This window comes from Methylobacterium mesophilicum SR1.6/6 (assembly GCF_000364445.2).
Taxonomy (GTDB): Bacteria; Pseudomonadota; Alphaproteobacteria; order Rhizobiales; family Beijerinckiaceae; genus Methylobacterium; species Methylobacterium mesophilicum_A.
Window position 1 is genome coordinate 1774814 of the sequence record NZ_CP043538.1, and the last position, 24545, is coordinate 1799358.

Sequence of the window (24545 nt, forward strand, 5' to 3'; positions counted from 1 at the left end):
CCGGGTCGTCCCGGCCCATCGCCGTACCATGGGGGGACGCGGTGCGGTCGAGTTGAATTCGAGGGCAAGAGCCGGAGCGCCGCACGTCGCGGACCGCGGTACCTCCGTTCCGTGTTTCAGGGAACTTGAGTCATGAACGTCAGGGACAAGCACGCCGAGACCATTCTCGCCGACCCGCGCTGGGCGCGTATCGTGGCCCGCGACAGGACGGCCGACGGCCGGTTCTGGTACGCGGTCAGCACGACCGGCGTCTATTGCCGGCCGTCCTGCCCGTCACGGGGCTGCAACCCCGGGAACGTCACCATCCACGACACGCTTGAGGACGCACGTCGAACGGGGTTCCGGCCGTGCAAGCGGTGCAAGCCCGACGGACCGGGGCCCGAGGCAGTGAACGCCGAGCTCGTCACCAAGGCATGCCGGCTGATCGAGGACGGCGAGACGGCGCCGTCGCTGACCGAGCTCGCCGCGAAGCTCGGGCTCAGTCCGGGGTACTTCCACCGCATGTTCAAGGCGCAGACCGGACTGACGCCGAAGGGCTACGCGGCGGCCCATCGGGCCAAGCGCGTGCGCGAGGCGCTTGCCGGCGGCGGTAAGGTCACCGAAGCCATCTACGACGCCGGCTTCAATTCGAGCGGCCGCTTCTACGAGGCGTCGAACGCCATGCTCGGCATGACGCCCTCGACATTCCGCAAGGGCGGGGCGCAGGAGGAGATCCGCTTCGCCATCGGGGAATCCACGCTCGGCCCAATCCTGGTCGCCTCCAGCGCCAAAGGGGTCGCCGCCATCCTCATCGGCGACGACCCCGACGCGCTGGCGCGCGATCTCCAGGACCGCTTCCCGAAGGCGAGGCTCATCGGCGCCGACGCCGAGTACGAGGCGGTCGTGGCGGAGGTGGTCGGCTTCGTGGAGGCGCCGCAGGTCGGCCTCGACCTGCCGCTCGACGTGCGCGGCACCGCCTTCCAGCAGCGGGTCTGGCAGGCGCTGCGCGATATCCCGTTCGGCCGGACCGCCTCCTACACGGAGGTCGCCGAGCGTATCGGGCTCCCGAGTGCGACCCGCGCGGTCGCGGGCGCCTGCGCAGCCAACAAGCTGGCGGTCGCGATCCCCTGCCACCGGGTCGTCCGCAACGACGGCGCCCTGTCGGGCTATGCCTGGGGCGTCGAGCGCAAGCGCGCGATCCTCGACCGCGAGCAGGTGGCCGCCTGAACGCACGTGATCAAACGGGCGTCAGGCGGTAAACCGGGATCCGATCCCCTATGCCGCGGAGCCCCCCCGTCCAGGCCTGCCCGGCCAGACCCGAAACCCGGAGAAGGTCCTCGACTTTGCGGTGCCCGAGGATCGACCCGGTCGCGAATATCGCGTCCCGGCTCGCCAGGTCCTGCACGCGCGAGGCGATGTTCACGGTCTGCCCGAAGTAGTCCTGGCGGTCGTTCAGCGAAACAGCCAGGCACGGCCCCTCGTGCAGGCCGATCTTCAGCTTTAGATCCTCCGCGCCGCGTTCGGTGTTAAGTTCCCTCATCGCCGCCTGCATACGGAGGGCGGCGGCGAGCGCGCGTTCCGGCCTATCGAAGGTCGCCATCACCGCGTCGCCAATCGTCTTGACCACGGCACCGGACTCCGCCGCCACGATATCGTGCAGGAGCCGGAAGTGGGTCCGCACCAGATCGTACGCCGTGAAGTCGCCGACCCTCTCGTAGAGTTCGGTCGATCCCTGGAGGTCGGTGAACAGGAAGGTGAGGCTCGTGATCTTGAGCCGCTGATCGATGTCCAGCGTATCGGTGCGGAAGACGTCCCGGAACGTCTGATTGGAGAGGAGACGCCTGGCGGTGAGAAACGGGCGCTGACCGCCGATCAGCGCATCGAGCTCGGGGCCGGCGCGGTAGATGCCGAGGAGGACGCGCTCCCGGGTCCGGTTGTCGAGGGACAGGCGCAGCATCCCGGGAGGCAGGGTCGCCCGCGCGACGCTCGGGCGCCCGTCGAAAACCATTGCGAGGTCTTGGCGACCACCCGCGGGTGGTCCTTCCACGGTCAGGTATTGGGCCGTATGGGTGACCGGATCGAAGGCGATCAGCGTACCTTCGGGAGCCGGCAACGTCAGGAGGAGCCGCTCGCCTCCCTGCAACTCGACGGTTTCCAGAACGCACGACGACGCCAGGGCGTCGAACGTCGCCCGCTCGGGAAAATCGACGCCGGAGCCGAAGAAGACCTGCCTGTGGTAGTCCCAGAAACCGAGGCCGTCCGGGTCGTGCGCGCCGATGCGTCGGAGACGGGGACTGACTGTGAAGGTCACCTCCACCCGGTCGTCGAGCCGCAACTCCTCGGTGGCATCGCAGAACGCGCAGAAGTGATGCGATCTGCGCACCGACCGAAGCGTGGCATTGGCGGCGAGCACGCTTCTGCAATGCGGGCACAGGATGTTCCAGGACATCTCGAAGAGACCGAGCCGGGACGTGTGCAGCAGCGCGCCGATCAGCACGTCCTCGTCCAGTCCGGTCTCGGCCGACAGCGCTAGGGCATTCACCCGGGCGAGGCGCTCGTCGGGACTGGTTCGAACGAACTCGGCCACCGCGTCGGCGACATCCGACGGCACCGCGCGGCGCAAGGCTTCGAACAGGGCAAACGTATCGTCCATGGGTCAAACCTAGATGAGACTGCCACCAAGTAGACCAGGCCCAACCGTGGACTTGCCTGGGCGGTATCCGGGTCCGCGCCGACCCGGCCGCTTCCATGCCGCCGCGCTACGACCGCCGTACGGCCGTGAAGCTGCCCCGCTGTGGCCCTTCCGACCGGACACGGAAACGACGGTGCACGTCGGATCGGGCCCGCGCGCAGGGGATCTTGAAAGCGGGTTCGGGCCCGGCGTGTAAACCCCTCCATTTCGATTTGAGAGCAAGGTTCGGAGCGCCGAGCGACGCTCCTTCGTCCATCCTGTCGATGACGACGTGGGAGGAACCTCGTGGACGAGATCGGATGTCGCTTCGCGACGGAAATCTACCTCTACGGCTATCGCGCGACCCTCACCGGGTTGGCCGCGGTCGCCGTCGGCAGGCGCGGCGTGGCCGCCGTGCTCCTCGGTGCCGGCCGTGACGAACTGAAACGGAAGCTCCTGGAAGCGCTGCCAGGCGCCACCCTCGTCGGCGACGAGGATAGGATCGGCGCGACGCTGGACGCTGTCGCCCGCCACATCGACGCCCCGACCGGCTCACTCGCGCTCGACCTGGACCTGCGAGGCGAGGCCGACGAACTTGCCGTGTGGGCGGTGCTGCGCGCGATCCCGGCCGGTGAAACGCGAAGCTACGGTGCGCTCGCACGGGAGATCGGCTCGGGCATGACGGCGCAGCAAGTCGGCGCGGCCTGCGCCGCCAACCGGCTCGCCGTCGTCGTGCCGTGCCACCGCGTGCTGAAGGCGGACGGATCGATCTCGGGCTACCGCTGGGGTGTCCATCGGAAGCGTCGGCTGCTTTCCTTGGAGACGGCGGCATGATCATGACGCGCATCGAGACGTTGGATTGGCAGACGGTTGCGGGTGACCTCGACCGGCAAGGCTGGAGCGTGCTGCCGAAGATCCTGACGGCCGACCAGAGCGACGCGGTCGCCGACCTGTACGGCGATACGCCTGCGTTCCGAAGCCACGTCGTCATGGCGCGCCACGGGTTCGGACGGGGCGAGTACCGCTACTTCTCCTACCCGCTGCCCGAGGTCGTGCAGGAGCTACGCACGGGCCTCTACCCGAGGCTCGCACCGGTCGCGAACGCATGGCACGGGCGCATGGGCCTGGACGTTCGCTTCCCCACGACCCACGCGGAGTTCCTGGAGCGTTGCCACGCCGCCGGGCAACGCCGGCCCACGCCGCTGCTGCTGCAGTACGCGCCCGGCGACTACAACTGCCTGCACCAGGACCTTTACGGCGAGCACGTCTTCCCGCTCCAGGTCGCGACGCTGCTGTCCGAACCAGGCGAGGCGTTCGAGGGCGGTGAATTCGTGCTGACGGAGCAGCGTCCGAGGATGCAGTCGCGGGCAGTCGTCGTGCCGCTCACGAAGGGCGACGCGGTGGTCTTCGCCGTCCATGGCCGGCCCCAACGCGGGACCAAGGGCGACTACCGCGTGATGATGCGCCACGGCGTCAGTGAGGTCCGCTCGGGGCGACGGCACACGCTGGGGATCATCTTCCACGACGCGGCTTGAGGAGCCGAACCTCATGGGTCCACGGTGTGCTCCGTCGCTTGTCGACACGTCCGTACGAAGGTGGGCGTCCGCTCCCGAGGACCGTCATGTTACGCGTCGAGGGCGTAACCGGGGTTCGTTTTCTACCTGGTTGCATGCTTTCCCGCGACGATCCGCGGGCCGCGTGACCCGTGACGCTGCCTGCCTTCGAGCGCCGCCAGGGCCTCGTTGGCGGCCCGGACCCCGCTGTCGTGCGCCCCGTGGGCGGTCGTGAAGTCGAATGGGTGCGTTGCCTCGCCCGCGAAGAACAGCCGGTCCTCGAAGGGCTGGGCCAGTTGTACCCGCGCACTGGCTTGTCCCGGCAGGGCGCAGCTATACGCGCCGCCGATGGACGCCGTCCGGCTCCAGGCTGTCGCCGCGAGCGGACGGATGGCCGAGGCCACCTCGCTGCCGAACAGGCCGACCAGCTCGACCTTGGTGTGGGCGAACCCGGCGGCGGGGCCGTCCTCCTCAAGGATGCGGGCGCCCTCGCTGCCGAGGAACGCCTCGATCACCGGCCAGCCGTTGGGTCGGATGGAATAGGCGGCGGCCCGCGGGTCGTGCAGGTCGCCGTAGGCGTGGCTGTCCGGCGCGAACGCGGCGTCGCGCGCGATCTCCAGGAAGATCTTCTCGTTGCGCCCGAGCGGCAGCGCGGCGGCCGCCTCACGCCAGGGGTCGACCCCGGCGGGAAGGCGGATCGCGTCGCCGGCCAGGACCGCCGTCGAGACCGTGAGGATGGCGGCGCCTGCGCGGAACGTGTCGGCACGGGTGGTGACGGCGACGCCGTCCGCCGTCAGGTCGATCCGCTCGGCCGGGGTGGCCAACTGCAGGGCCGTCGAGGACGGAAGGCTCGCGGCGACCAGCGTGCCGTAGCCGAGGGGCAAGTTCCAATTCTTGCCCGTCGAGGCATCGTCGTAGGCGAGGTAGTCGGTCGCGGAGATCCTCTCGGGAGCCATGCCGCTCATGAAGCCGGCGATGGCGCGCACGTAGCCGTTCCAGGCGCCGCTGGGCTCCAGGGCATCGCTCGCGCGGTCGCTGCCCGAGGCGACCGTGCGGAGCCGCTCCTCCCAATCGCCGTATGCCCTTCGCGCCGCCTCCTGGCCGTCCTCGTCCTCGGTGATGGAGGGATGCGCCTTCGCCCACGGCGGGTCGCTGCGGTCGACCAGGAAGCCCGACGCCTCGGCGATGCCGACCCACGCATTGCGGTCGCCCGAGTGCAGCCACTCGCAGCCGAGGTCGAGCGGGTGGTCTCCGAAGTCCTGGGTGTACGCGCGGCCTCCGAGACGCTGCGACGACTCCAGAAGCAAGACCGATGTGCCGTGTGCTGCCAGCCGCCGTGCCGCGCCAATGCCGGCGGCGCCGCCTCCTACGATGATGATGTCAAACTCGCTTGCCATGTGGCTGTACGTGAGGACGAGCGTTCGGTGCAACAAGCACTGAGGCTCGTGGGGAGCGGCGTCGTTCGAGGCGGATGGGTGCTTCTTGGGCTTACAGGCTGAGCAGCTGGAGTGTCCGCTTCGGAGAACACGCCGGAGTTGGCTGAACGACCGTGATGGGCGCATCACCGCCATAGCAACGGCCCAAGATACGTCTGCTTTCAGGAACGGCATGGTCGCGCGTGAACGACTGCGTTGGGTCGAATGCGGAGCGTCCGCTTCCAGGCGAGTGGCTGACTTCCGCTCCCCACCCTTCTCGGACGAAGGGGGTAGGTGCGACGGCCCAAGGAGCCGCCGCGGTTAGTGTCAGATGTCGGTTTGCTCGGACATTACCAGCGCATCGTCCGCCTCTATGCCGAGGTAGCGCACCGTGCTCTCAAGCTTGGTATGACCGAGCAGCAGCTGGCAGGCGCGCAGGTTGCCGGTGCGCCGGTATATCAGCGCGACCTTCGTCCGGCGCAGGCTGTGCGTGCCGTAGCCCGCTGGGTCGAGACCGATCAGCGTCACCCACTCGTCGACGAGCCGCCCGTACTGTCGCGTCGTCAGATGTTCGCCGGGACGGCTGCGGCTGGGAAACAGCCAGTCACTTGCTCGCAGTCCCCGCAGCTTCAGCCAAGCCGCCAGCGTCTCGCGGGTCGTCTCGGTCAGCTCGAAGGGTACGGGCTGGCCGGTCTTTTGCTGGATGATGGTGGTACGCAGGCAAATGCCATCGCCGAGGTAGACGTCGGTCACACGCAAGCGGACGAGGTCGCAGCCCCGCAGCTTGCTATCGATGGCCGTGTTGAACAGGGCAAGATCGCGGGTACGGCCTTCGTGCTGTAGGCGGGTACGGATCGCCCAAATGTGCTTTGGCTTGAACGGCGGCTTGGGCCAGATGAGGCGGCCCAGGTTCCAGGGGCGGTGGGTGGTTTCGTTTGTCGAGTGCATGATGAAGCTCCGTATGTGGAGCCATCAGCATCTCACCCAGCCCGCGATAAGCCCGCGCCCCGGTTGCCCGACTCCGACGTCGGCGGGTAGCCCGAGAAGTGTCGGAGGCGGAGGCATGCACCGTGCTTTCGCGGATACGGCGGCACAGCTACATATCTGACGTGCCCATCATCCTAGCGCTCGGCGCCCTCCTGCTCGGCCTCGTGTTCGGCCCCCACTGGTGGGTGCGCTGGGCGATGCGGCAACACGCGACCGAGCGGCCGGATCTGCCCGGGACCGGAGGTGAACTCGCCCGTCATCTGCTCGACTTGGCGGGGTTGAAGCACGTTTCCGTCGAGATAGCGCCAGCCGACCACTACGACCCAGTCGCGAACGCCGTGCGACTGTCGCCGGGGAACCATGACGGCCGCTCGATCACGGCGGTCGCGGTCGCGGCACACGAGGTCTCCCATGCGCTCCAGCACGCGGCAGGGGACCGGCTTTTCGCGGCGCGAGTGAGTTTTGCCCCGGTCGTGCAGGGCTTCGAGTTTGCTGCGGCAATGGTGATGATGACTGCGCCCGTGGTGCTCGCTCTCGTCCATTCGCCGGTGCTGCTCGCCCTACAGGTCGGTGTCGGCATCGCACTTCTCGGCGTTCGCCTCGTATTCCACGTCCTGACACTGCCCGTCGAACTCGACGCGAGCTTCCGCCGGGCCCTGCCCATCCTGGAGACGGGTCACTTCCTCGACGCAGGCGACATGTCCGGCGCCCGCACCGTACTGCGCGCCGCAGCCCTCACCTACGTAGCCTCGTCCCTCATGGCGCTCGTGAACCTTGCCCGCTTTCGGCGGCTCCTCCCGTTCTAAGACCTCCGAGGCGAGGGGCCGATGCGCCTACCCGCCAAGCTGCGAGCGGACCGCCACTTTCGGAACCAGACCTAGCCATTCCTCCCAGTTGCTGTACGCCAAGAGCTGACATCAGCTCGCTGCCCGAAACCAGATGGGGTGGATGGCTCCCGCTCCGACTGACGGCATCGCGATGCCAAGATGTGGTTGCTGTCAAAGCAGCAGCCACGCTCATGCAGGAGCCATCCCCATGGAGATCACCACCGTCGGCATCGATCTGGCCAAAAGCATCTTTCAGGTTCACGCCGTCGATGCAGTTGGGCACGTCGTCGTGCGCAAGGCCTTGAGGCGGGCGCAGGTCGTGCCGTTCTTCGCCAAGCTGCCGCGCTGCCTGGTCGGCATGGAGGCGTGCGGCACGGCGCACCACTGGGCCCGGGAGCTCATGAGCCTCGGCCACGACGTGCGGCTGATGCCGCCGGCTTACGTGAAGCCGTACGTGAAGCGTGGCAAGACCGATGCGAACGACGCCGCTGCCATCTGCGAGGCGGTGACGCGTCCGAGCATGCGCTTCGTGCCGGTGAAGTCGACCGACCAGCAGGCGGTGCTGGCGCTGCACCGGACGCGCGACCTGCTGGTCAAGCAACGCACGCAGCTGGTGAACATGATCCGCGGCCTGCTCGCTGAGTTTGGGATCGAGATGGCGCGGGGCCTGCGGCACGCGCTCGAACTGGCGGCCCGGCTCTCGGCCGGAGACGCGGCCGAGGTGCCGCCGCTCGCCCAGCGCGTGGTGACCGGGTTGGCCGATCAGATCGGTGCCGTGCAGATCCAACTCACCCGGCTGGAGAAGGAGTTGCTGGCCTGGCACCGGGACAGCGACCTGTCGCAGCGGCTTGCGACGATCCCGGGTGTCGGCATCGTGTCGGCAACCGCGTTGACCGCCTCGGTGAGCGAGCCCGAGCGCTTCCGCTCCGGTCGGCAGTTCGCGGCCTCGCTAGGGCTGACGCCGCTTCAGAACTGCAGCGGCGGCAAGGAGCGCCTGGGCTGGATCTCACGCATGGGCGACCGCTACCTGCGTCGCCTGCTCGTGGTCGGCATGACCTCTCTGGTCCGGCGCGCGAAGACGACGCCGACCTCGGTTGATCCGCGGCTGTCGACGCTACTGCAGCGCAAGCCGGTGCGCGTGGTGACCGTGGCGGCGGCCAATCGCACGGCGCGGGTCGCCTGGGCGATCATGACCCGCGGCGGCACCTACCGCGCACCCCTGGCCGCGGCCGCCTGACAGCACGGCAAGGAGACGTTTCCAGGTTGCGAGGACGATGAGAGTTGGTGGCGAACCGGTCAGACCGGGAGCCGGGACACCCCGCCGAATGTCCAGGGCGTGATAGCCCGCAAAGCAGAGTGGGACGCAGCTCGCGGATACCATCAGGGCCAGCGGTCAACATGAACGACTGCATCGACAGGCCGGACACAAGACTGCACCCGACCAACGCGTCAGACGCTCAATTCGCCACTTGCAATGCGGGAGCCATCCACACAGGACGTTCAGCTTCGCGCCCATTGTCGCCATTCAGCGTCGCTCCGAAGGATCCCGGAAGCGGACGTCAAACTCTGCCGACGCTCCGTTGGTCCCGATAGGAACAGTAGGTCCGGGCATCGCTCGCCTTCCGCAACAACTAGCCGGATATCAATGACTTGCGAATGACACTTCGCACTCTGCGACGAGTCGAACGCGGTGGGCGCCGGGACATTACCGAGACCCGCGCCCGACCTCGTCTGGCAGTTTGCCCGAAGACATTGCACACATGGATCCCGACTCAGCGCGTCGGCGCCGTCCAGATGCCGAGTTCCGACGTGTCGATGGCGCGTGGCAGCAAACTCGCGGTGCGAAAGGCGTCGGCGATCGACTGTTGCTCGGAGAGCGCGTCGCGCGTGACCGACTCGACCCTGTAGCTGCGACGCGCGTTTGCTTGTTCTATGATGTCGGTTTCAATCTTCCAAAGCGGCGCAAGCCGCCTTGCCGCCTCGGCCGGGTTAGCTTTCACCCAGGTGCCCGTTTCGGAGAGCTTGTCGAACAGTACGAGGAGCACCGACCCATTGTCGGCCACGTAGCTGTCGGAAGCGAGGTAGTAGCGCTTGTAGAGCGACAGGCCTTGGCCGTCCCGCACCACGCGAGACTGCGACTGACGTTGTGCCGCGCTGAGGAACGGATCCCAGGCGACCCACGCCTCGACGCCGCCGCTCACCAGGGCCGCGCGCCCATCGGCAGGAGTCAGATAGGCCGGTTGGATGTCGCGGAAGGCGAGGTTGGCCTCCTTTAGCGCTGCCAAGAGCAGGAAATGGCTGCCAGCTCCCTTCGTGACCGCGACCCGGCGGCCCTTCAGGTCGGCCACAGTCCTTACGGCAGAGTCTTTCGGCACGAGGATCGCCTGTGCCGTCGGCGATGGTGCCTCCTGCGCCAGGTAGCTGATCCGCGCCCCTGCCGCCTGCGCGAAGACCGGCACCGTATCGGCGACGTCGGCTGATACGTCGATCTGCCCGGCATTCAGCGCCTCCATGATCGGAAGACCGCTGGTGAATTCGTGCCAGGACAGAACGACACCGAGCGGGGCAAGCGCCTGCTCGAGGCCGCCGTCTTGGCGCAGCAGCGCCACGAGCGTTGAGGAGCGCTGGTACCCGATGCGAAGCGTCGCCGCGGCACGGGCAGAGCGCGCCGATCCGATGGAGATGGCAAGTCCAGTGGCAAGTCCGGCCAACAGGGATCGGCGAGAGGGCTGCATCATGTCATCCAGGTTTCGAGATTGAAGCGGGAAGACCTACCACCAGCCGGCACGCTAGGACCGCTATGACCCGTCGGACCGCATCCGAGGCCCGCCCAGACGTCGACGTCCCCGCGGTCGAGGGCGGTGCGCCCGTCCGGATGCTGGAGCAGGACGAGCTTGGCGTCGCGCTCGGTCGTGCCAGCGCCCTGGAGCGCTCGGATCAGGAAGACGTGCGGGTCGGTGCCGCGGATGACCGCCACGCGCCTGCCCTTCAGGTCGGCGGGCTTGATGATCCCGGTGTCTTTGCGGGTGACCAGCGCCGCCCATTCCGGGCGCGAGAAGGCGTAGACCGCCTTGATTGGGTTGCCGTTGATCCGGGCCACCAGGGCCGCGGCTCCCGCCACCGAGCCTAAATCGATGCCGCCGGTATTAAGGAACTCCAGGGCCTTGTTAGAGCCGAGCGACTGGACCCATTTGATCTTGATGCCGCGCGGTGCCAGCGCCTCCTCGAGGAAGCCCTTCTCCTTCAGGAGCAGGCCGACCGGATTGTAGGTTGCCCAATCCAGCCGGATCTCCTTCGGATTCTCGGTGTAAACCCTTTGCCCGTGCGCTCCCGTCAGGGTCGCCAGGGCGAGACCGGCGGCCAGGAGAACTTTGCGGATCATAGACATAGCAAAGCCCTACGAGCGCCAACGGCGCAATTGGGGCACTTGCGACCGAGATACTCGCTCAAGTCGGATGGCCGAGAATTCCCAGGATCTCCCGGCGCAATCTCACAATCTCGGGGTCGTCGCGATGGCGCGGATAGGCAACGGGAACGGGCAACTCGGCCCGGATCGCGGCCGGGCGGTCGGAGAGCACGATCACGCGCTCGGCCAGCACCAGCGCCTCCTCCACGTCGTGGGTGACGAGGAGCGCGGTGAAGCGCTTCTCCTGCCATAGCCGCAGGAGCTCGGCCTGCATGGCCAGTCGGGTCAGGGCATCGAGCTTGCCCAGCGGCTCGTCGAGCAGCAGGAGCCGCGGCTCGTTGACCAGGGCACGGGCCAGCGCGACGCGCTGGGCCATGCCGCCTGAGAGCTGGTGCGGATAGACCTCGGCGAAGCCGTCGAGCCCGACGAGGTGCAGCGCCGCGTCGGCCAGCGTGGCCCGCTCGCGGCCGACGCCCCGGGCCTCCAGGCCAAGCGCGACGTTGGCGCGCACGGTGCGCCAGGGATAGAGGGTCGGGTCTTGGAAGACGAGGAGCCGCGACGGGTCCGGATCCTCGACCGGATCGCCGTCGATCGCGATGGTGCCCGCATCGGGCGGTTCGAGCCCGGCCACGAGCCGCAGCAGGGTGGACTTGCCGCAGCCCGAGGGGCCGAGCAGCGCCACGAAGCCGCCAGGCTCCACCGTGAGGCTCACCCGGTCGAGGACCGGCAGGGGCGCGCCGCGGATCGCGAAGGCGTGGCTGACGGCATCCACAGTCAGGCGGCTACCGGCGGCTTGGGCGGCATGTTCTCGGATCGCGGCGGCTACCATTGCACCAGCCCCTTCTGCCACGCGAGCAGGCGGTCGCGCAGGCGGAACAGCAGCGTGATCAGGGACGAGCACATCAGCGCCATCACGATCAGCGCCGCATACATATTGGCGTAGGCGGCCCAGCCCTGTGCCCATTGCAGGTACCAGCCGAGGCCGGACTTCACGCCGAGCATCTCGGCCACCACGAGCACCGCGAACGAGCCGCCGAGCCCCATGAACAAGCCGACGAAGACGTGCGGCAGCGCCGCCGGGACCGCCACGCGCAGGACCAGGAAGCTGCGCGAGGCGCCGAGGGTGCGCGCCACGTCGAAATAGGCCTTGTTGACGCCCGCCACCCCCGACCAGGTCAGGACCGTGACCGGGAAGCCGGTGGCGAGCGCCACCAGGAAGGTGCTGGCCGACCACGAGGACGGGAAGACGAAGAAGGCGAGCGGCAGCCAAGCCGTGGCCGGCAGCGGCCCGACGAAGCGCAGCACCGGGTGCGCCCAGTAGCCGACCGCCCGCGACGAGCCGATCGCGACGCCGAGCGTGAACCCGACCGCCGCCCCGAAGGCGTACCCCCCCGAGAGCAGGATCAGAGAGTTGAGGATGCTGCCGCCGAGTTTCGGCCAGTCGTCGAGGAAGACCTCCAGAATTGCCTGCGGCGGAGGGAAGAACGGCATCGGCAGCCATTCGAATTTCGCCGTGGCGAGTTCCCACGCGACGAGCACGCCGGCGAGCACGGCGAACCAGGGGCTCCAGTGACGCAGTCGTGCGCCCGGTGTCCCGAGCCGGGAGACGATGGGCGACAGCACGAGGAGCGCAGCGCCCAGTGCCGCGGCGCCTTGCGAGAATGCACCGGTCCGCGGGAAGTCGCCCGCCTCCGGCAGGCCGAACGCGACCGCCGCGAGGGCGAGCCAAGCCAGCCCGGCGATCAGACCCGGCCAGGACGGCCGCAGCGGACGGCGGGGCTTTGCTGAGGCGGCGGTGGGTGCCGCGGTGACGGTGAGGCTGCCGGCCATGCCGTTTCTCTTCAGCTCAGGACGTCGGCGTAGATCCGCTCGGCGAATTTTGCCGAATCGGTCGAGCGCTTGAGGACGTTCACCTGCTTCAACTCGTCGCCGTAGAGTGCGAGCTGCTGCTTGAGGCTCGCCCCGACGGGGCTGTCGCCGTGTTGCTGACTGCGCAGCATCGCGGCAAGATCCGCAATCGAGCCTTTGCCGCCGTAGCCCGAGAAGGCCTGCGCGGCGGCTTCCGGATCCCCGTGGACGGCGTGGCCACCCTCCAGGATGGCTCGTGTGAGGGCGGTGGCGACCGCCCGATCGTTGCGGATCAGGCTGCCGCGGACCGCGACGACGCAGCAGGTGCGCGTGGCGTATTCGCCGGCGAGGTTGGTCGAGACCTCAGCGAAGCGCGGGTCCTTCAGCCAGATCCAGGTCCGCGGATCGGAATCGGCCAGCGCCTGCGCTTCGCCCTTCTCGACCGCGAGGTTCAGGAGGTCGGCTGGATACTGCCGCCATTCGACGCCGTTCTCCGGATCGATTCCGGCCTTGGCGAGGACGAGGCCGAAGAAGTTCTTGGCCGGGCTTGCCTGATCGCTGATAGCGATGGTCTTGCCCTTGAGGGCGCTGATCTCGGTGATCCCGGCAGCCTTCGAGCCCAGGAGGCGGAGACAGCCCCCGTGCAGTCCGGCCGTGATCTTCACGTCGAAGCCCTGCTCCAGGGGCTTCAGCCAGCGCAGCGCCATGCCAATGCCGGCATCGGCCTTGCCGGTGGCGATGGCCTCCAGCAGCGCCTCGGTCGAGCCGCCGAAATTCACGAACTCGACGTCGAGGCCGTGCTTGGCGAAGATGCCCCGCTCCTTGGCGAGCGGCGCGGCCGCGGTGCAAATGGCCGAGGCGTTCCAGGCAAGCTTGATCGGCCTCAGCGGACCGGACGGACCTTCGGCGGCCGCCGGCTGGCAGAGCGGGCCGGGATCGAAGAGCGCGGATGGACCCGGCGCCCACGCGCGCCCGGTACCGAGCCCAAGGCCGAAGGGCATCGCTGCTGCGGCCGCGCCGGCCCGCAGCAGCAGGCGACGCGAGGGTAGGCCGCCCGGACGTGAGGGCTCGTCGCTCATGCCGACAGATCTCCTTTGCGCACACGGCGCAGGGCAACGAGGCGAGCGTCATCGACCCGGCCCTGCGGCCAGTCGGCGCCCACATCCTCGTATTTCGAGAGAGCCGACCCTCTGTCGAGCCGGCCCGCAAACTATTCGATGGTGCGAACGCCAAGTCAACGAAACGCTTTTTCCATCTTTGCCGCGGATAGACGAATTTGTCTTCTAGAGCTCGAGATAAACGGAATAAGCTTTCGTTGACCCACGACGCCGCGGGGTGGACGATCATGATCCATGACTGTCGCCGTCCCGCCAGCCGACATAGCCCGTGCCCTCACCGAGACCTTATCGGGACGGGCCGTCGGGTACGACCGGACGGGATCCTTCCCGCACGACAGCATCGCCGACCTGCGCGAGGCTGGGCTTCTCGGGCTCACGGTGCCGCGGCGCCTCGGGGGCAGTGGATCTGGGCTCTTACGCGCTGCCGAGGTGGTGGGCGCCATCGGCCGCAGTGATCCAGCGACGGCACTTGTCCTGTCGATGCAGCTTCTCCAGCACGCCCTGATCCATAGGCCTGACTCGGCCTGGTCCCGCGGGGTCGCGGACAAGGTGGGCGAGGAGGCCGTCGCCGCGGGGGCTCTGATCAACGCCCTGCGGGTCGAGCCGGAGCTCGGGACACCCTCGCGGGGCGGCCTGCCAGCGACTGTTGCGAGCCGGGACGGCAAGGGCTGGCGCATCGCCGGCCGCAAGATCTATGCGACGGGTGCACCCGGCTTGGCCTACGGTGTCGTCTTCGTCCGCACCGACGAGGCTCACCCGCGCACGGGAAACGTTCTCGTTCCCTTTGACGCGCCGGGCGTGCGGGTCGAGGAAAGCTGGGACCATCTGGGATTGCGCGCTTCTGGCAGCCACGACGTGGTGCTCAGAGACGTGTGGATCCCCGCCGATTACGCCGTGGATCTGCGCGCTCCGGGCGAATGGCGGCCCGACCCGTGGCAGCAGGCCTGGAGCTGCACTCTCTTGTCGGCACTTTACGACGGGGTCGCGAGGGCGGCGCAGGATTGGTTCGTCCGCTACCTGCGCGAGCGCGTGCCGGGCAGCCTCGGGGCGCCGCTCGCGAGCCTGCCGCGCTTCCAGGAAGCGGTCGGCGAGAACGAGCGCCTGCTCGCCGTCAACGCGCGCCTCATCACCGGTCTCGCCGCAGAGGTCGATGCAGGGCATCCCCCGGTGCCGCGGGAGGCTGGCTTCGTAAAGCTGTCGGTGACGGAAGGAGCCATCGCTGCCGTGCAGCGCGCCGCGGAATTGTGCGGCAATGCCGGCCTCTCGCGGGCGAACCCGCTGGAGCGCCACCTGCGCGATGTGCTCTGCGCCCGCATTCATTGGCCTCAGGCCGACGCCGTCCACACCACCGCCGGCAAGGCCGCGCTGGGCGCCTAACCTCTTTGAAGGGATTTACTCCATGAGCCTGTTGTCCCAAGAGGCCGTCGAATTCATCGGCTACGTCGCCCCGCGGCACGCGTCGGAGATCCATCCGGCCACGGGTCCCGCCATCGACCGCGGCTATCTTCGTCTGCTCGCCCAGGCGCACGAATGGGGCGGGTTCGACCGGGTTCTCGTCGCCTTCCATTCGACAACACCAGACTCCGTGCTGCTTGCAGCGCAGATCGCCGCTGACACCCAACGGCTCGGGCTGATGATCGCCCACCGCCCCGGCTTCACGGCGCCGACGGTGGCCGCGCGCCAATTCGCGACCCTAGATCAGCTGTCCGGCGGGCGCGTCGCCATCCACGTCATCACCGGCGGCGACGGCCGGGAACTCGCCCAGGACGGCGACCACCTCACCAAGGACGAGCGCTACGCGCGCACAAGAGAATTCCTCGACATCGTCCGGCAGAGCTGGTCCTCGACGGCGCCGTTCGATTATGCCGGCACGTACTACACGGTCGATCGCGGCTTCTCCGAGGTGAAGCCCGTCGATGGCATCCCGGTCTATTTCGGCGGGGCATCGGCGGCGGCCTTGGAGGTCGCGGGCCGGCATGCCGACACCTACGCTTTGTGGGGCGAGACGCAGGCCCAGGTGCGGGAGCTAATCGGGCGCGTGCAAGAGATGGCCGCCCGTCACGGACGCAGGCCGCGCTTCAGCCTCTCCGTCCGGCCGATCCTGGCGGCGACCGAGGAGGCAGCCTGGGCGCGGGCAGAGGAGATCCTGGCACGGACACGCGCGGTGCGGGCTGCGAAGGGGCTCGGGCCGGCCGCCACCCCGCAGAACGAGGGTTCGCGGCGCCTGCTCGCCGCTGCCGCGACGGGCTCGCGCCTCGACAAGCGCCTGTTCACGGCCATCGCCGCCGAGACGGGTGCCCAGGGCAACTCCACGGCTCTCGTCGGCACGCCGGAGCAGGTGGCCGACGCGCTGCTCGACTATCACGACCTCGGCGTGCGGACCTTCCTGATCCGCGGCTTCGATCCTCTGGAGGACGCGATCCAGTACGGCCGCGACCTGCTGCCGGCCTTCAAGACCGCCCTTGCGCATCGCGGCCCGAGGGTGGAGGCAGCCTGATGCGCGCTTTCGTCCTCGCCCTGCTCGCCTTCCTCGCGCCCCCGATATCGGGTCTCGCCCAGGCGCAGGAGGTACTTCGCGTCGGCGACCAGCGCGGCAATGCGCGCGCCCTGATGGAAGCGGCCGGTGTCCTCGAAGGCCTGCCCTACCGGCTCGAATGGAGCGAGTTCCCGGCCGCTGCGCCGCTCCTCGAAGCCCTCAATGCGGGGGCGATCGACGCGGGAGGGGTCGGAGACGCGCCCTTCACCTTCGCGGCGGCGGCGGGCGTGCCGGTCAAGGCGATCGCCGCCTTCCGCAACAGGCAGGATGGGCTGGCGATCCTGGTGACGAAGGACTCGGCCCTCCGCTCCGTGCCGGATCTCAAGGGCAAGCGCATCGCCACCAACCGAGGCTCGATCGGACATCAGGTCGTGCTGGCCGCCCTGGAGGAGGCCGGGTTGCCCTTCGACAGCGTGAATTTCAGCTTCCTGCCCCCGGCGGATGCCAAGCTGGCTCTGACCTCGGGCGCGGTGGATGCCTGGGCCACCTGGGAGCCCTACACCTCGACGGCCGAGCTTGCCGGGCTGGTGCGGGTCGTGCGCGACGGCAACGGCATCACGCCGGGCCTCACCTTCGCCGTGGCGAGCGACAGCGCGATCGCGGGCAAGCGGCGGTCGCTGGTCGACTTCGCGCAGCGCCTCACCCGGGCGCGGGACTGGGCCCTGAAGGACCCGGCCCCCTACGCGGCGGTGTGGTCGAAGCTGATCGGCCTGCCGGAGGCCGTGCCGCTCCGCTGGTTCGGCCGGGCCGCCCTATCGCGCCGTGCCCATCGACGGCACGGTGATCGCCGACGAGCAGCGCAACATCGACCTTTACGTCCGGGCCGGCCTCATCCCGAAGGCGCGGGCGCCGCGCGCCGAGGCGATCCTCGACCCGAGCTTCGGGCCGGCCACCGCAGCCGTCCAGTGATCGTTCGCCGGCGCCCTGACGATCCGCAGGTATCAGCCTCGCCGCCGTGCTGGCCGATCGGCGTGCGTCACGTGCTCGGGATCGGCCGGGACCTGCCGGGGTTCTGCTCAAGGGCGCCGGCCCGAAGGGTGACGCCGCTCCGTGTGAGGAGTTGGAGGCGCAGCTGATGAGCCGCACTCGCCAATTGCATCTCGGCGCCTTCATGCGCCCCGTCGGCATCCACACCGCGTGGTGGCGCTATCCCGGCGGCTATCCGGATGCGAACTTCAACTTCGCGCATCTGGCGCACTTCGCGCAGCGCCTGGAGGCCGCGAAGTTCGACGCGTTCTTCATGGCCGACCACCTCGCCGTGATGAACATGCCGATGGCGGCCCTGCGCCGCTCGGCGACCGTCACCTCGTTCGATCCGCTGACCCTGCTGCCCGCGCTGGCGGTGTTGACCGAGCGCATCGGCCTCATCGCCACCGCGTCCACGACCTACAACGAGCCCTATCATGTCGCGCGCAAGTTCGCCTCGCTCGACCACATCTCGCAGGGACGCGCCGGCTGGAACCTCGTCACCTCCGGCAACCCGGACGAGGCGCACAATTTCGGCCGCGAGGCCCATGTCGAGCACGCCGTGCGCTACGCCCGCGCCCGCGATTTCTTCGACGTGGTGACGGGCCTGTGGGATTCCTGGGCCGACGACGCCTTCGTGATGGACCCCGAGAGCGGCCTGTTCTTCGATCCCGAGAAGATGCACGTCCTCGATCACCGGGGCGATTTCCTCAAGGTGAAGGGACCACTCAACATCGCGCGGCCGGTTCAGGGATGGCCGGTCATCGTCCAGGCCGGCGCCTCCGAGGCGGGAAAGCAGATCGCGGCCGAGACCGCCGAGATGGTCTTCGCGGCAAGCTCCTCCATCGAGGCCGCGCGGACGTTCTACGCGGATCTGAAAGGCCGGATGCCTGCCCTGGGACGGGACCCCGACCACCTCAAGATCCTGCCGGGCGCGGTCGTGATCCTCGGCGACACGCTGGAGGAGGCGAAAGCCAAGCGGGCGCGGCTCGACGACCTCGTCCACCCCGATAGCGGGCTCGCCAACCTGTCGGTTCGGCTCGGGGTCGACGCCTCCGGCTTCGACCTCGACGCACCGCTGCCCGAACTCCCCGAGACCAATGCGAGCAAGAGCGGGCAGGCCCAGATCGTCGACTACGCACGCCGGACCAGCGCCACGGTGCGGGATCTCGCCCGCAAGGTCGGCGGCTACGGCGGCCTGCATCTTTTAGGGACGCCGGCTCAGGTCGCGGATCAGATGGAGGAATGGCTGGAGACGCGCGCCTGCGACGGCTTCAACGTCATGTTCCCCTTCGTACCGGAAGGGCTCGACGACGTGGTCGACCGTCTCGTGCCGGAATTGCAGCGGCGGGGGCTCTTCCGGCACGCGTACGACGGCGCCACGCTCCGCGACCATCTCGGCCTGCCACGGCCGGCCAATCGCTTCTTTACGCAGCCCTCGCCCTGACGCATCGAACGGACTGCGCCTGCTCCAGGGTCTGGTCGCGCACGAACATCACCGTGTGCTTCACCGGCACCCGCCGGATCACCGCCGATCCTGGCCCCGCGACGCGACGGGGTGGCGCTGGCGTCCCTCACGTCCGCGGAGGGGTCCACACGATGTCCCGCACTTTGATGGAGCGGGGGATCAGCCCGAGCCGGGAGAAGCGGTCGGCGGTGGTCTGTTGGGCAGTCAGGATCTCGTCTGAAAGCGGACGGACGGCGAACTCCGTCCGGTCGGCGGCGACCTTCTGGACGGGATAGGGAACGCCGGTCACGGAGGCGAGCGCCTGCGCGACCGCGTCGCGATGCTCGCGTGCCCAGCCCGCCGCCTCGGACAGGCCCGAAAGCGCGCCGGCTACGAGACCAGGGTGCTTCTCCGCGAACGTCCGGTTGGCGAGGAAGAAGGACGAGACGTCGTGTGTCTGCCCCGTGGTCGCGAGCACGCGCGTCTCGCCGCGGGACTGCGCCAGGGCGAGGTAGGGATCCCAGATCACCCAGGCATCGACGCTGTCGTTCGCGAAGGCTGAGCCGGCGTCGGAGGGGAGGAGGTAGGCCGGCTTGATGTCGGAGAAGCTCAGGCCAGCCTTCTCAAGGGCGGCGATGAGGAGGTTGTGGCTGCTCGTCCCGCGCCCCACGGCGACGGTCTTGCCCTTGAGGTCCGCGACCGAGCGGATCGGCGAATTCGCCTTCACCAGGATGGCCTCGCCATCGCGGGTCGGCGCCGCCGCCCCCACGTAGACGAGGTTGCCCCCGGCCGCCTGCGAGAAGATCGGCGGTGCGTCGCCGGTGTAGCCGAAGTCGATCCCCGCCCGCGTTGAGCGCCTCCAACAGGGGCGGACCGGCCTGAAACTCGACCCATCGGACGGCGACGCCTTGCGGCGCGAGCCGCTTCTCGATCACACCCTGCTGCCGGGCCACGACGATGAGGCCGACCTTCTGGTAGCCGACCCGGAATTCCTTCGCGGCATCCTGCGCCAGGGCTCCGGCCCCGAGGCAGAGGCCGGCTGCCAGCGATCCGAGCAGGGCAGCGACGCGGCGTCTTGTCGTGGTCACGGTGTGGCCTCCTGCGGTGGTACGAGGGTCGGGCCGCGCCGGGCTTGGACGCCGAGGAGTCGATGGTTCGGCGCCGGCTTGGCCAAGCCGACGGCGCATCGGCGTGAGCGGCGCTCGCACCGACCGGCCATCGTCCCGGGATCGTGGATGGTCATGAATTGCGGACGGGGATCACCGAGCCGCGATAGCGGCTGCGGATGAACGCGGCGACGTCGGACGAGGTCAGCAGCGTGGCGAGGCGCTGCACGCGGGGATCCTTCGCCAGAGCCTCGGTCGTGACGAGGACGTTCGCGTACGGGTTGCCTTCGGCGTGCTCGAGGGCCAGCGCATCCCGCGCGGGTTCCAGTCCCGCCTCCAGCGCGTAATTGCCGTTGATCACCGCGAGCGTCACGTCATCCAGAGAGCGCGGCAATTGCGGCGGCGCGATCTCGACGAAGCGGAAGTTCTTCGGGTTCTCGATGACGTCGTCCAAGCTCGCATTCACGCCCGGCTCTCTCAACCGCAGGCGGATCAGGCCGTTCGCCTGAAGCAGCGATAGGCCTCGGCTTGTGTTGGAGACGCTGTTCGACAGGGAGACGACTCCACCGGCCGGCAAGTCGGCGAGCGACTTGGTGCGGCGGCTGTACAGTCCCAGGGGCTCGATATGCACCGCCGCCACGACGGCGAAGCGCAGGCCCATCGCCGCCTCCTCCGTGCGGAGGAACGGCACGTGCTGAAAGAAGTTGGCGTCGGCATCACCGTCACGCAGCAGGGCGTTCGGCCGGAGATCGCCCGAGATCTCGGTGGTTTTGAGTGGCAGGTCGGACGCGAGCTTCTCGGCAACGAAGTCGAGGATCTCCGCATGCGGCACGGAGGAGGCCACGACCCGCAGAGGAGCCGTCGTGGCGCGGGCCGGCCCCATGCTCAAAGCCAACGCACCGGACATGAATACGCGACGGGAGATCTGAGGCACGGTGCACGCTATTCAGATGAAGTTCTTGATGTCCCTGTGTTCTACCTACTTCGCAATCCATTTAGATATCAAGAGTATATATTATCGCATTTTTTGCCTGCTCCTAGAGATTTGTTCTCGGATCGATCTGAAGAATGATATTTGAGCTTCCCGGTGCGATGTTTCGCAAGTCCTCAAGCCGAGCCCACGGCCGTCGTGGAGGCGCAATAACCGCGGACCTCTCCAGTCCGAGATGATCGCGCAGGGACGCGCCGGACGAGGCCGCGGCGCTACGGGAACGGCGATGCCCCCCCGTCGCACGCGAGTCTGCTCAGATGGCGGACCCTCCATCGAAGAGGAGCATTGTTGCGCCCTCGCCGGCAGGAGGCGGTGGGAATGTTTCTAATATTTCCGACTATGAAAGCATTAAAATCTTTCGCCAAGTCTCAATATAAAAGGACGTTCTTGTTGAACTTCGACTATGTTGCCGACAGTTTTTACGGATGCGCGACAGCGCGCCTGACCGCATCTCTCGCACGGCAACGGGTGGACATGTTCGACAAGCGACGCAGTGCGCTCTCACGCAGGCACTTTGCCGTCCTGGCAGGGAGTATGGCGCTTGCCGGCATGACCTTGGGTCAGGCTGCGGCGGCGGAAGGCCGGCTGCGCATCGCCAAGCAGTTCGGCGTCGTCTACCTGCTGCTGAACGTGATCGAGGACCAGAAGCTTGTCGAGAAGCACGGCAAGGACGCGGGCCTCGACATCGCAGTGGAGTACGTCCAGCTCTCCGGCGGCTCGGCCGTCAACGACGCGCTGCTCTCCGGCTCGGTCGATATCGGCGGGGCCGGCGTCGGGCCGCTCTTCACCCTGTGGGACCGGACCCGCGGCCGGCAGGGCGTGAAGGGCGTCGCCTCCCTCGGCAACTTTCCCTACTACCTCGTCAGCAACCGGCCGGAGGTGAAGACCATCGCGGACTTCACGGACGTCGACCGCATCGCCGTGCCGGCGGTCGGCGTGTCGGTCCAGTCGCGCATCCTGCAATGGGCCTCCGCCAAGCTCTGGGGCGACAAGGACTTCGCCAAGCTCGACAAGATCAGCGTCGCCGTCCCGCATCCCGAGGCGACCGCCGCGATCGTCAAGGGCGGGACCGAGGTCACCGGCCACTTCGCCAACCCGCCCTTCCAGGATCAGGAACTCGCCGAGAATCCGAACGCCCACATCGTCCTGAACTCCTACGACGTCCAGGGCGGGCCCTCCTCCTCGACCGTGCTGTACGCGACCGAGCGCTTCTACAAGGAGAGCCCGAAGACCTACGCGGCCTTCGTCGACGCGCTGGACGAGGCGGCCAAGTTCGTCACGGCCAACCCCGAGAAGGCGGCCGATATCTACATCAAGGCGACGAACAGCAAGCTCGATCGCGAGCTGCTCCTCAAGGTCATCAAGAACCCGCAGGTCAGCTTCAAGATCGAGCCGCAGAACACCCTCGGCCTCGGCCAGTTCATGCACCGGGTCGGCGCGATCAAGGCGGAGCCGAAGAGCCTGTCGGATTACTTTTTCGCCAGTCCCCGCACCGCCGCCGGCAGCTAAGCAGGCGCATGACCCTCACGGAAACGAGCGTCTTCACTGTGCCGCCGGAGCCGGAGGCCGCGGTCTGGAACGGGCCGCCCGATGCCTCGGCCCAGTGGCCAGACCCGCTCCTGCGCATCTCGGGCGTCAGCCTCGAATACCGCACCTCGGCGCGAGTCGTGCGCGCCGCGCACCGCATCGACCTAGACGTCTACGAGGCCGACCGCTTCGTGCTGCTCGGCCCCTCGGGCTGCGGCAAGTCCACCCTGCTCAAGGCGGTAGCGGGGTTCATCCCGCCGGTGGAGGGTGAGATCACCCTCGACGGAATGCCCGTCCGGGGACCGGGGCCGGACCGCATTGTCGTGTTCCAGGAATTCGACCAGCTGCCGCCCTGGAAGACCGTGCTGCAGAACGTGGCGTTCCCGCTGCGCGCCTCCCGTCGCCTCGGCCGGCGCGAGGCGGCGGAGCGGGCGCGCCACGCCATCGACAAGGTCGGCCTGACGTCCTTCGCCAACAGCTACCCGCACCAGCTCTCGGGGGGTATGAAGCAGCGCGCGGCCATCGCCCGGGCGCTGGCCATGCAGCCCCGGGTGCTTCTGATGGATGAGCCCTTCGCGGCGCTCGACGCGCTGACCCGGCGCCGAATGCAGGAGGAGCTGCTGACCCTCTGGGACGAGATCCGCTTCACCCTGCTGTTCGTGACCCACTCCATCGAGGAGGCGCTCGTCGTCGGGAACCGGGTGGCGTTGCTCTCACCCCATCCGGGGCAGGTCCGCAGCGAGATCAACAGCCACGCCTTCGACCTGACGAGCCTCGGGAGCCCTGAGTTCCAGGCTGCTGCCCGGCGCTTGCACGAGCGTCTGTTCGAGGCCGACGGGAGCGCCGCATGACCGCTTTCGCCACGACAGCACGGACGGTGCCGCCGATCCGACCGGAGGTCGACCGGATTCTGCCGCCCTTCGTGGAGGCTCCCGTCAGCCGCGCCCTGCCGATCGGCGTGCGCCTCTGGGAGCAGGGTTGGCTGCGCAAGGCGCTGATCCTCGCGATCCTGGCCGTGGCCTGGGAGGGCCTGGCGCGGTTCAAGGACAACGACCTCCTGCTGCCGGGCGTCACCGCTACCCTGTCGGCCCTGGCCGAGGGGCTGGCCGACGGCGAGCTAATCGAGCGCGTGCGGATCTCCCTGGCCGTTCTGGCGCAGGGCTACGCAATCGGCGCCCTCCTCGCCTTCGGGCTGACGACGCTGGCCGTCTCGACGCAGTTCGGCCGCGACCTGCTCTCGACCCTGACCGCGATGTTCAACCCGCTCCCGGCCATCGCGCTGCTGCCGCTGGCCCTGCTCTGGTTCGGGCTCGGCAACGGCAGCCTTGTCTTCGTGCTGGTCCACGCGGTCCTGTGGCCGCTGGCGCTCAACACCTTCGCCGGCTTCCAGGGCGTGCCCGAGACCCTGCGCATGGCGGGCCGGAACTACGGGCTCACCGGGCTCGCCTACGTCTGGCAGATCCTGATCCCGGCGGCGCTGCCGGCGATCCTGTCGGGCCTCAAGATCGGCTGGGCCTTCGCGTGGCGCACCCTGATCGCCGCCGAGCTGGTGTTCGGCGCGGCCTCCGGCAAGGGCGGCCTCGGCTGGTACATCTACCAGAACCGCAATGAGCTCTACACGGACCGGGTCTTCGCCGGCCTGCTCGTCGTCATCTTGATCGGTCTCTTCGTCGAAAACATCGTTTTTGCCACCCTGGAGCGGGTGACGGTGCGTCGTTGGGGCGTCGTCCGCTGACGGTACTTCCGCGGGCAGTGAAGCCGCACCCAGATGTTGCAGGCTAGCCCTCAGGCCCCCCACTTCCAAAAACATCGACGATGCTGCCCTACCCGACGATCCGGCCATCCTGGAACACGAGCACTCGATCGGCGAGGTGCTGAACCACGCTCCAGTGCGAGAGAGGGACGGCAGGGCGGTGCCGAGCCGGCCCTGAAGATCGGCCGGCAGATCAAGGATCTGTTTCTGGATGCCGATGTCCAGGGCCGACACTGGCTCGTCGCAGACGATCAGAGCGAGCTCGGCGGCCAGAGCCCGGGCGATCGCCACGTGCTGGCGCTAACCACTGGATAGGTTGCTGGGATGCCACCTCCGAGGCCGACTTGGTTGAGGAGCGCGCACCTCAGACCGCCAGTGAGATATCGCCTCGCGCTTTTAATATCGGCAAATGGAA

General features: G+C 68.3%; 19 protein-coding genes and 3 pseudogenes. 12 read left to right on the forward strand and 10 right to left on the reverse strand.

What is annotated here, in order from left to right; translation table 11 throughout:
• Positions 1 to 132: 132 nt before the first annotated feature.
• Positions 133 to 1206, forward strand: a complete 1074-nt coding sequence (gene ada / locus MMSR116_RS08310; RefSeq protein ID WP_010685639.1) for a bifunctional DNA-binding transcriptional regulator/O6-methylguanine-DNA methyltransferase Ada — start codon at positions 133 to 135, stop codon at positions 1204 to 1206.
• Between the two features lie 10 nt (positions 1207 to 1216).
• Here ada and MMSR116_RS08315 read toward each other — a convergent pair whose 3' ends face one another.
• Complete coding sequence (locus MMSR116_RS08315) at positions 1217 to 2632, reverse strand: adenylate/guanylate cyclase domain-containing protein (RefSeq protein WP_010685638.1); 1416 nt, start codon at positions 2630 to 2632, stop codon at positions 1217 to 1219.
• A 324-nt stretch (positions 2633 to 2956) separates the two neighbouring features.
• Here MMSR116_RS08315 and MMSR116_RS08320 point away from each other — a divergent pair, with 324 nt between their 5' ends.
• The gene (locus MMSR116_RS08320; RefSeq protein ID WP_010685637.1) at positions 2957 to 3484 is read left to right on the forward strand and encodes a methylated-DNA--[protein]-cysteine S-methyltransferase; all 528 of its coding nucleotides are present in this window, start codon (positions 2957 to 2959) and stop codon (positions 3482 to 3484) included.
• Entirely contained in the window at positions 3481 to 4185 is a 705-nt protein-coding gene (locus MMSR116_RS08325; RefSeq protein ID WP_010685636.1) for a 2OG-Fe(II) oxygenase, read from the forward strand. Before MMSR116_RS08320 ends, MMSR116_RS08325 begins: the two co-directional genes overlap by 4 nt.
• Positions 4186 to 4307: 122 nt before the next feature.
• Here MMSR116_RS08325 and MMSR116_RS08330 read toward each other — a convergent pair whose 3' ends face one another.
• A complete protein-coding gene (locus MMSR116_RS08330) occupies positions 4308 to 5600 on the reverse strand; it encodes a flavin monoamine oxidase family protein (protein WP_010685635.1) in 1293 nt (430 codons plus the stop codon).
• A 345-nt stretch (positions 5601 to 5945) separates the two neighbouring features.
• Positions 5946 to 6566: a tyrosine-type recombinase/integrase gene (locus tag MMSR116_RS08335; protein ID WP_010685634.1), complete on the reverse strand. Its 621-nt coding sequence runs from the start codon at positions 6564 to 6566 to the stop codon at positions 5946 to 5948.
• Between the two features lie 161 nt (positions 6567 to 6727).
• Here MMSR116_RS08335 and MMSR116_RS08340 point away from each other — a divergent pair, with 161 nt between their 5' ends.
• Both MMSR116_RS08340 and MMSR116_RS08345 read left to right on the forward strand, forming a co-directional pair.
• The gene (locus MMSR116_RS08340; RefSeq protein WP_039894106.1) at positions 6728 to 7411 is read left to right on the forward strand and encodes a zinc metallopeptidase; all 684 of its coding nucleotides are present in this window, start codon (positions 6728 to 6730) and stop codon (positions 7409 to 7411) included.
• A gap of 229 nt (positions 7412 to 7640) precedes the next feature.
• The gene (locus MMSR116_RS08345; protein ID WP_010685632.1) at positions 7641 to 8669 is read left to right on the forward strand and encodes an IS110 family transposase; all 1029 of its coding nucleotides are present in this window, start codon (positions 7641 to 7643) and stop codon (positions 8667 to 8669) included.
• 535 nt (positions 8670 to 9204) lie between these two features.
• On the opposite strand, the gene MMSR116_RS08350 is transcribed toward MMSR116_RS08345, so the two are convergent.
• The 5 genes and pseudogenes from MMSR116_RS08350 to MMSR116_RS08370 all read right to left on the reverse strand — a co-directional run bounded on the left by MMSR116_RS08350 (position 9205) and on the right by MMSR116_RS08370 (position 13765).
• Entirely contained in the window at positions 9205 to 10167 is a 963-nt protein-coding gene (locus MMSR116_RS08350; RefSeq protein WP_010685631.1) for an aliphatic sulfonate ABC transporter substrate-binding protein, read from the reverse strand.
• An 86-nt stretch (positions 10168 to 10253) separates the two neighbouring features.
• A pseudogene (locus MMSR116_RS08355) lies at positions 10254 to 10814 on the reverse strand (ABC transporter substrate-binding protein); the annotation flags it as partial.
• Positions 10815 to 10878: 64 nt separating this feature from the next.
• On the reverse strand, positions 10879 to 11667 hold the full coding sequence (locus MMSR116_RS08360; RefSeq protein WP_010685629.1) for an ABC transporter ATP-binding protein: 789 nt from the start codon (positions 11665 to 11667) through the stop codon (positions 10879 to 10881).
• The gene (locus MMSR116_RS08365; RefSeq protein WP_010685628.1) at positions 11661 to 12668 is read right to left on the reverse strand and encodes an ABC transporter permease; all 1008 of its coding nucleotides are present in this window, start codon (positions 12666 to 12668) and stop codon (positions 11661 to 11663) included. Before MMSR116_RS08365 ends, MMSR116_RS08360 begins: the two co-directional genes overlap by 7 nt.
• Before the next feature lie 11 nt (positions 12669 to 12679).
• A complete protein-coding gene (locus tag MMSR116_RS08370; protein WP_010685627.1) occupies positions 12680 to 13765 on the reverse strand; it encodes an ABC transporter substrate-binding protein in 1086 nt (361 codons plus the stop codon).
• Positions 13766 to 14038: 273 nt separating this feature from the next.
• On the opposite strand from MMSR116_RS08370, the gene MMSR116_RS08375 reads away from it, so the two are divergent.
• The 4 genes and pseudogenes from MMSR116_RS08375 to MMSR116_RS08390 all read left to right on the forward strand — a co-directional run bounded on the left by MMSR116_RS08375 (position 14039) and on the right by MMSR116_RS08390 (position 18753).
• Positions 14039 to 15181, forward strand: coding sequence for an acyl-CoA dehydrogenase family protein (locus MMSR116_RS08375; protein WP_010685626.1), 1143 nt, complete (start codon positions 14039 to 14041; stop codon positions 15179 to 15181).
• 22 nt (positions 15182 to 15203) lie between these two features.
• Positions 15204 to 16301, forward strand: coding sequence for an LLM class flavin-dependent oxidoreductase (locus tag MMSR116_RS08380; protein WP_010685625.1), 1098 nt, complete (start codon positions 15204 to 15206; stop codon positions 16299 to 16301).
• Positions 16301 to 17249, forward strand: a pseudogene (locus MMSR116_RS08385) (ABC transporter substrate-binding protein). Before MMSR116_RS08380 ends, MMSR116_RS08385 begins: the two are co-directional and overlap by 1 nt.
• Before the next feature lie 166 nt (positions 17250 to 17415).
• Positions 17416 to 18753: an LLM class flavin-dependent oxidoreductase gene (locus tag MMSR116_RS08390; RefSeq protein WP_010685623.1), complete on the forward strand. Its 1338-nt coding sequence runs from the start codon at positions 17416 to 17418 to the stop codon at positions 18751 to 18753.
• A 127-nt stretch (positions 18754 to 18880) separates the two neighbouring features.
• On the opposite strand, the pseudogene MMSR116_RS08395 reads toward MMSR116_RS08390, so the two are convergent.
• Positions 18881 to 19841: pseudogene (locus tag MMSR116_RS08395) on the reverse strand (sulfonate ABC transporter substrate-binding protein).
• 151 nt (positions 19842 to 19992) lie between these two features.
• A complete protein-coding gene (locus tag MMSR116_RS08400; protein ID WP_010685621.1) occupies positions 19993 to 20766 on the reverse strand; it encodes a MetQ/NlpA family ABC transporter substrate-binding protein in 774 nt (257 codons plus the stop codon).
• A 558-nt stretch (positions 20767 to 21324) separates the two neighbouring features.
• Between MMSR116_RS08400 and MMSR116_RS08405 the strand changes: the two genes are divergently transcribed.
• Genes MMSR116_RS08405 through MMSR116_RS08415 form a run of 3 tightly spaced genes read left to right on the forward strand, consistent with a single transcriptional unit; the run spans position 21325 to position 24112 of the window.
• The gene (locus MMSR116_RS08405) at positions 21325 to 22359 is read left to right on the forward strand and encodes an ABC transporter substrate-binding protein (RefSeq protein ID WP_039894077.1); all 1035 of its coding nucleotides are present in this window, start codon (positions 21325 to 21327) and stop codon (positions 22357 to 22359) included.
• Positions 22360 to 22367: 8 nt separating this feature from the next.
• On the forward strand, positions 22368 to 23228 hold the full coding sequence (locus MMSR116_RS08410) for an ABC transporter ATP-binding protein (RefSeq protein ID WP_083920279.1): 861 nt from the start codon (positions 22368 to 22370) through the stop codon (positions 23226 to 23228).
• Positions 23225 to 24112 (forward strand): ABC transporter permease, encoded by an 888-nt coding sequence (locus tag MMSR116_RS08415; protein ID WP_010685617.1) that lies wholly within the window; start codon positions 23225 to 23227, stop codon positions 24110 to 24112. The genes MMSR116_RS08410 and MMSR116_RS08415 overlap by 4 nt, the downstream gene beginning before the upstream one ends.
• The last annotated feature ends 433 nt before the right edge of the window (positions 24113 to 24545 follow it).

Bases quoted from the DNA above. Each gene is read 5' to 3' on its own strand.
- MMSR116_RS08315 (WP_010685638.1), bottom strand. From the start codon at position 2,632: ATGGACGATACGTTTGCCCTGTTCGAAGCCTTGCGCCGCGCGGTGCCG.
- MMSR116_RS08375 (WP_010685626.1), top strand. From the start codon at position 14,039: ATGACTGTCGCCGTCCCGCCAGCCGACATAGCCCGTGCCCTCACCGAG.
- MMSR116_RS08325 (WP_010685636.1), top strand. From the start codon at position 3,481: ATGATCATGACGCGCATCGAGACGTTGGATTGGCAGACGGTTGCGGGT.
- MMSR116_RS08405 (WP_039894077.1), top strand. From the start codon at position 21,325: ATGTTCGACAAGCGACGCAGTGCGCTCTCACGCAGGCACTTTGCCGTC.
- MMSR116_RS08345 (WP_010685632.1), top strand. From the start codon at position 7,641: ATGGAGATCACCACCGTCGGCATCGATCTGGCCAAAAGCATCTTTCAG.
- MMSR116_RS08350 (WP_010685631.1), bottom strand. From the start codon at position 10,167: ATGCAGCCCTCTCGCCGATCCCTGTTGGCCGGACTTGCCACTGGACTT.
- MMSR116_RS08390 (WP_010685623.1), top strand. From the start codon at position 17,416: ATGAGCCGCACTCGCCAATTGCATCTCGGCGCCTTCATGCGCCCCGTC.
- MMSR116_RS08400 (WP_010685621.1), bottom strand. From the start codon at position 20,766: ATGTCCGGTGCGTTGGCTTTGAGCATGGGGCCGGCCCGCGCCACGACG.
- MMSR116_RS08365 (WP_010685628.1), bottom strand. From the start codon at position 12,668: ATGGCCGGCAGCCTCACCGTCACCGCGGCACCCACCGCCGCCTCAGCA.
- MMSR116_RS08360 (WP_010685629.1), bottom strand. From the start codon at position 11,667: ATGGTAGCCGCCGCGATCCGAGAACATGCCGCCCAAGCCGCCGGTAGC.
- MMSR116_RS08370 (WP_010685627.1), bottom strand. From the start codon at position 13,765: ATGAGCGACGAGCCCTCACGTCCGGGCGGCCTACCCTCGCGTCGCCTG.
- MMSR116_RS08415 (WP_010685617.1), top strand. From the start codon at position 23,225: ATGACCGCTTTCGCCACGACAGCACGGACGGTGCCGCCGATCCGACCG.
- MMSR116_RS08335 (WP_010685634.1), bottom strand. From the start codon at position 6,566: ATGCACTCGACAAACGAAACCACCCACCGCCCCTGGAACCTGGGCCGC.
- MMSR116_RS08330 (WP_010685635.1), bottom strand. From the start codon at position 5,600: ATGGCAAGCGAGTTTGACATCATCATCGTAGGAGGCGGCGCCGCCGGC.
- MMSR116_RS08410 (WP_083920279.1), top strand. From the start codon at position 22,368: ATGACCCTCACGGAAACGAGCGTCTTCACTGTGCCGCCGGAGCCGGAG.
- MMSR116_RS08380 (WP_010685625.1), top strand. From the start codon at position 15,204: ATGAGCCTGTTGTCCCAAGAGGCCGTCGAATTCATCGGCTACGTCGCC.
- ada (WP_010685639.1), top strand. From the start codon at position 133: ATGAACGTCAGGGACAAGCACGCCGAGACCATTCTCGCCGACCCGCGC.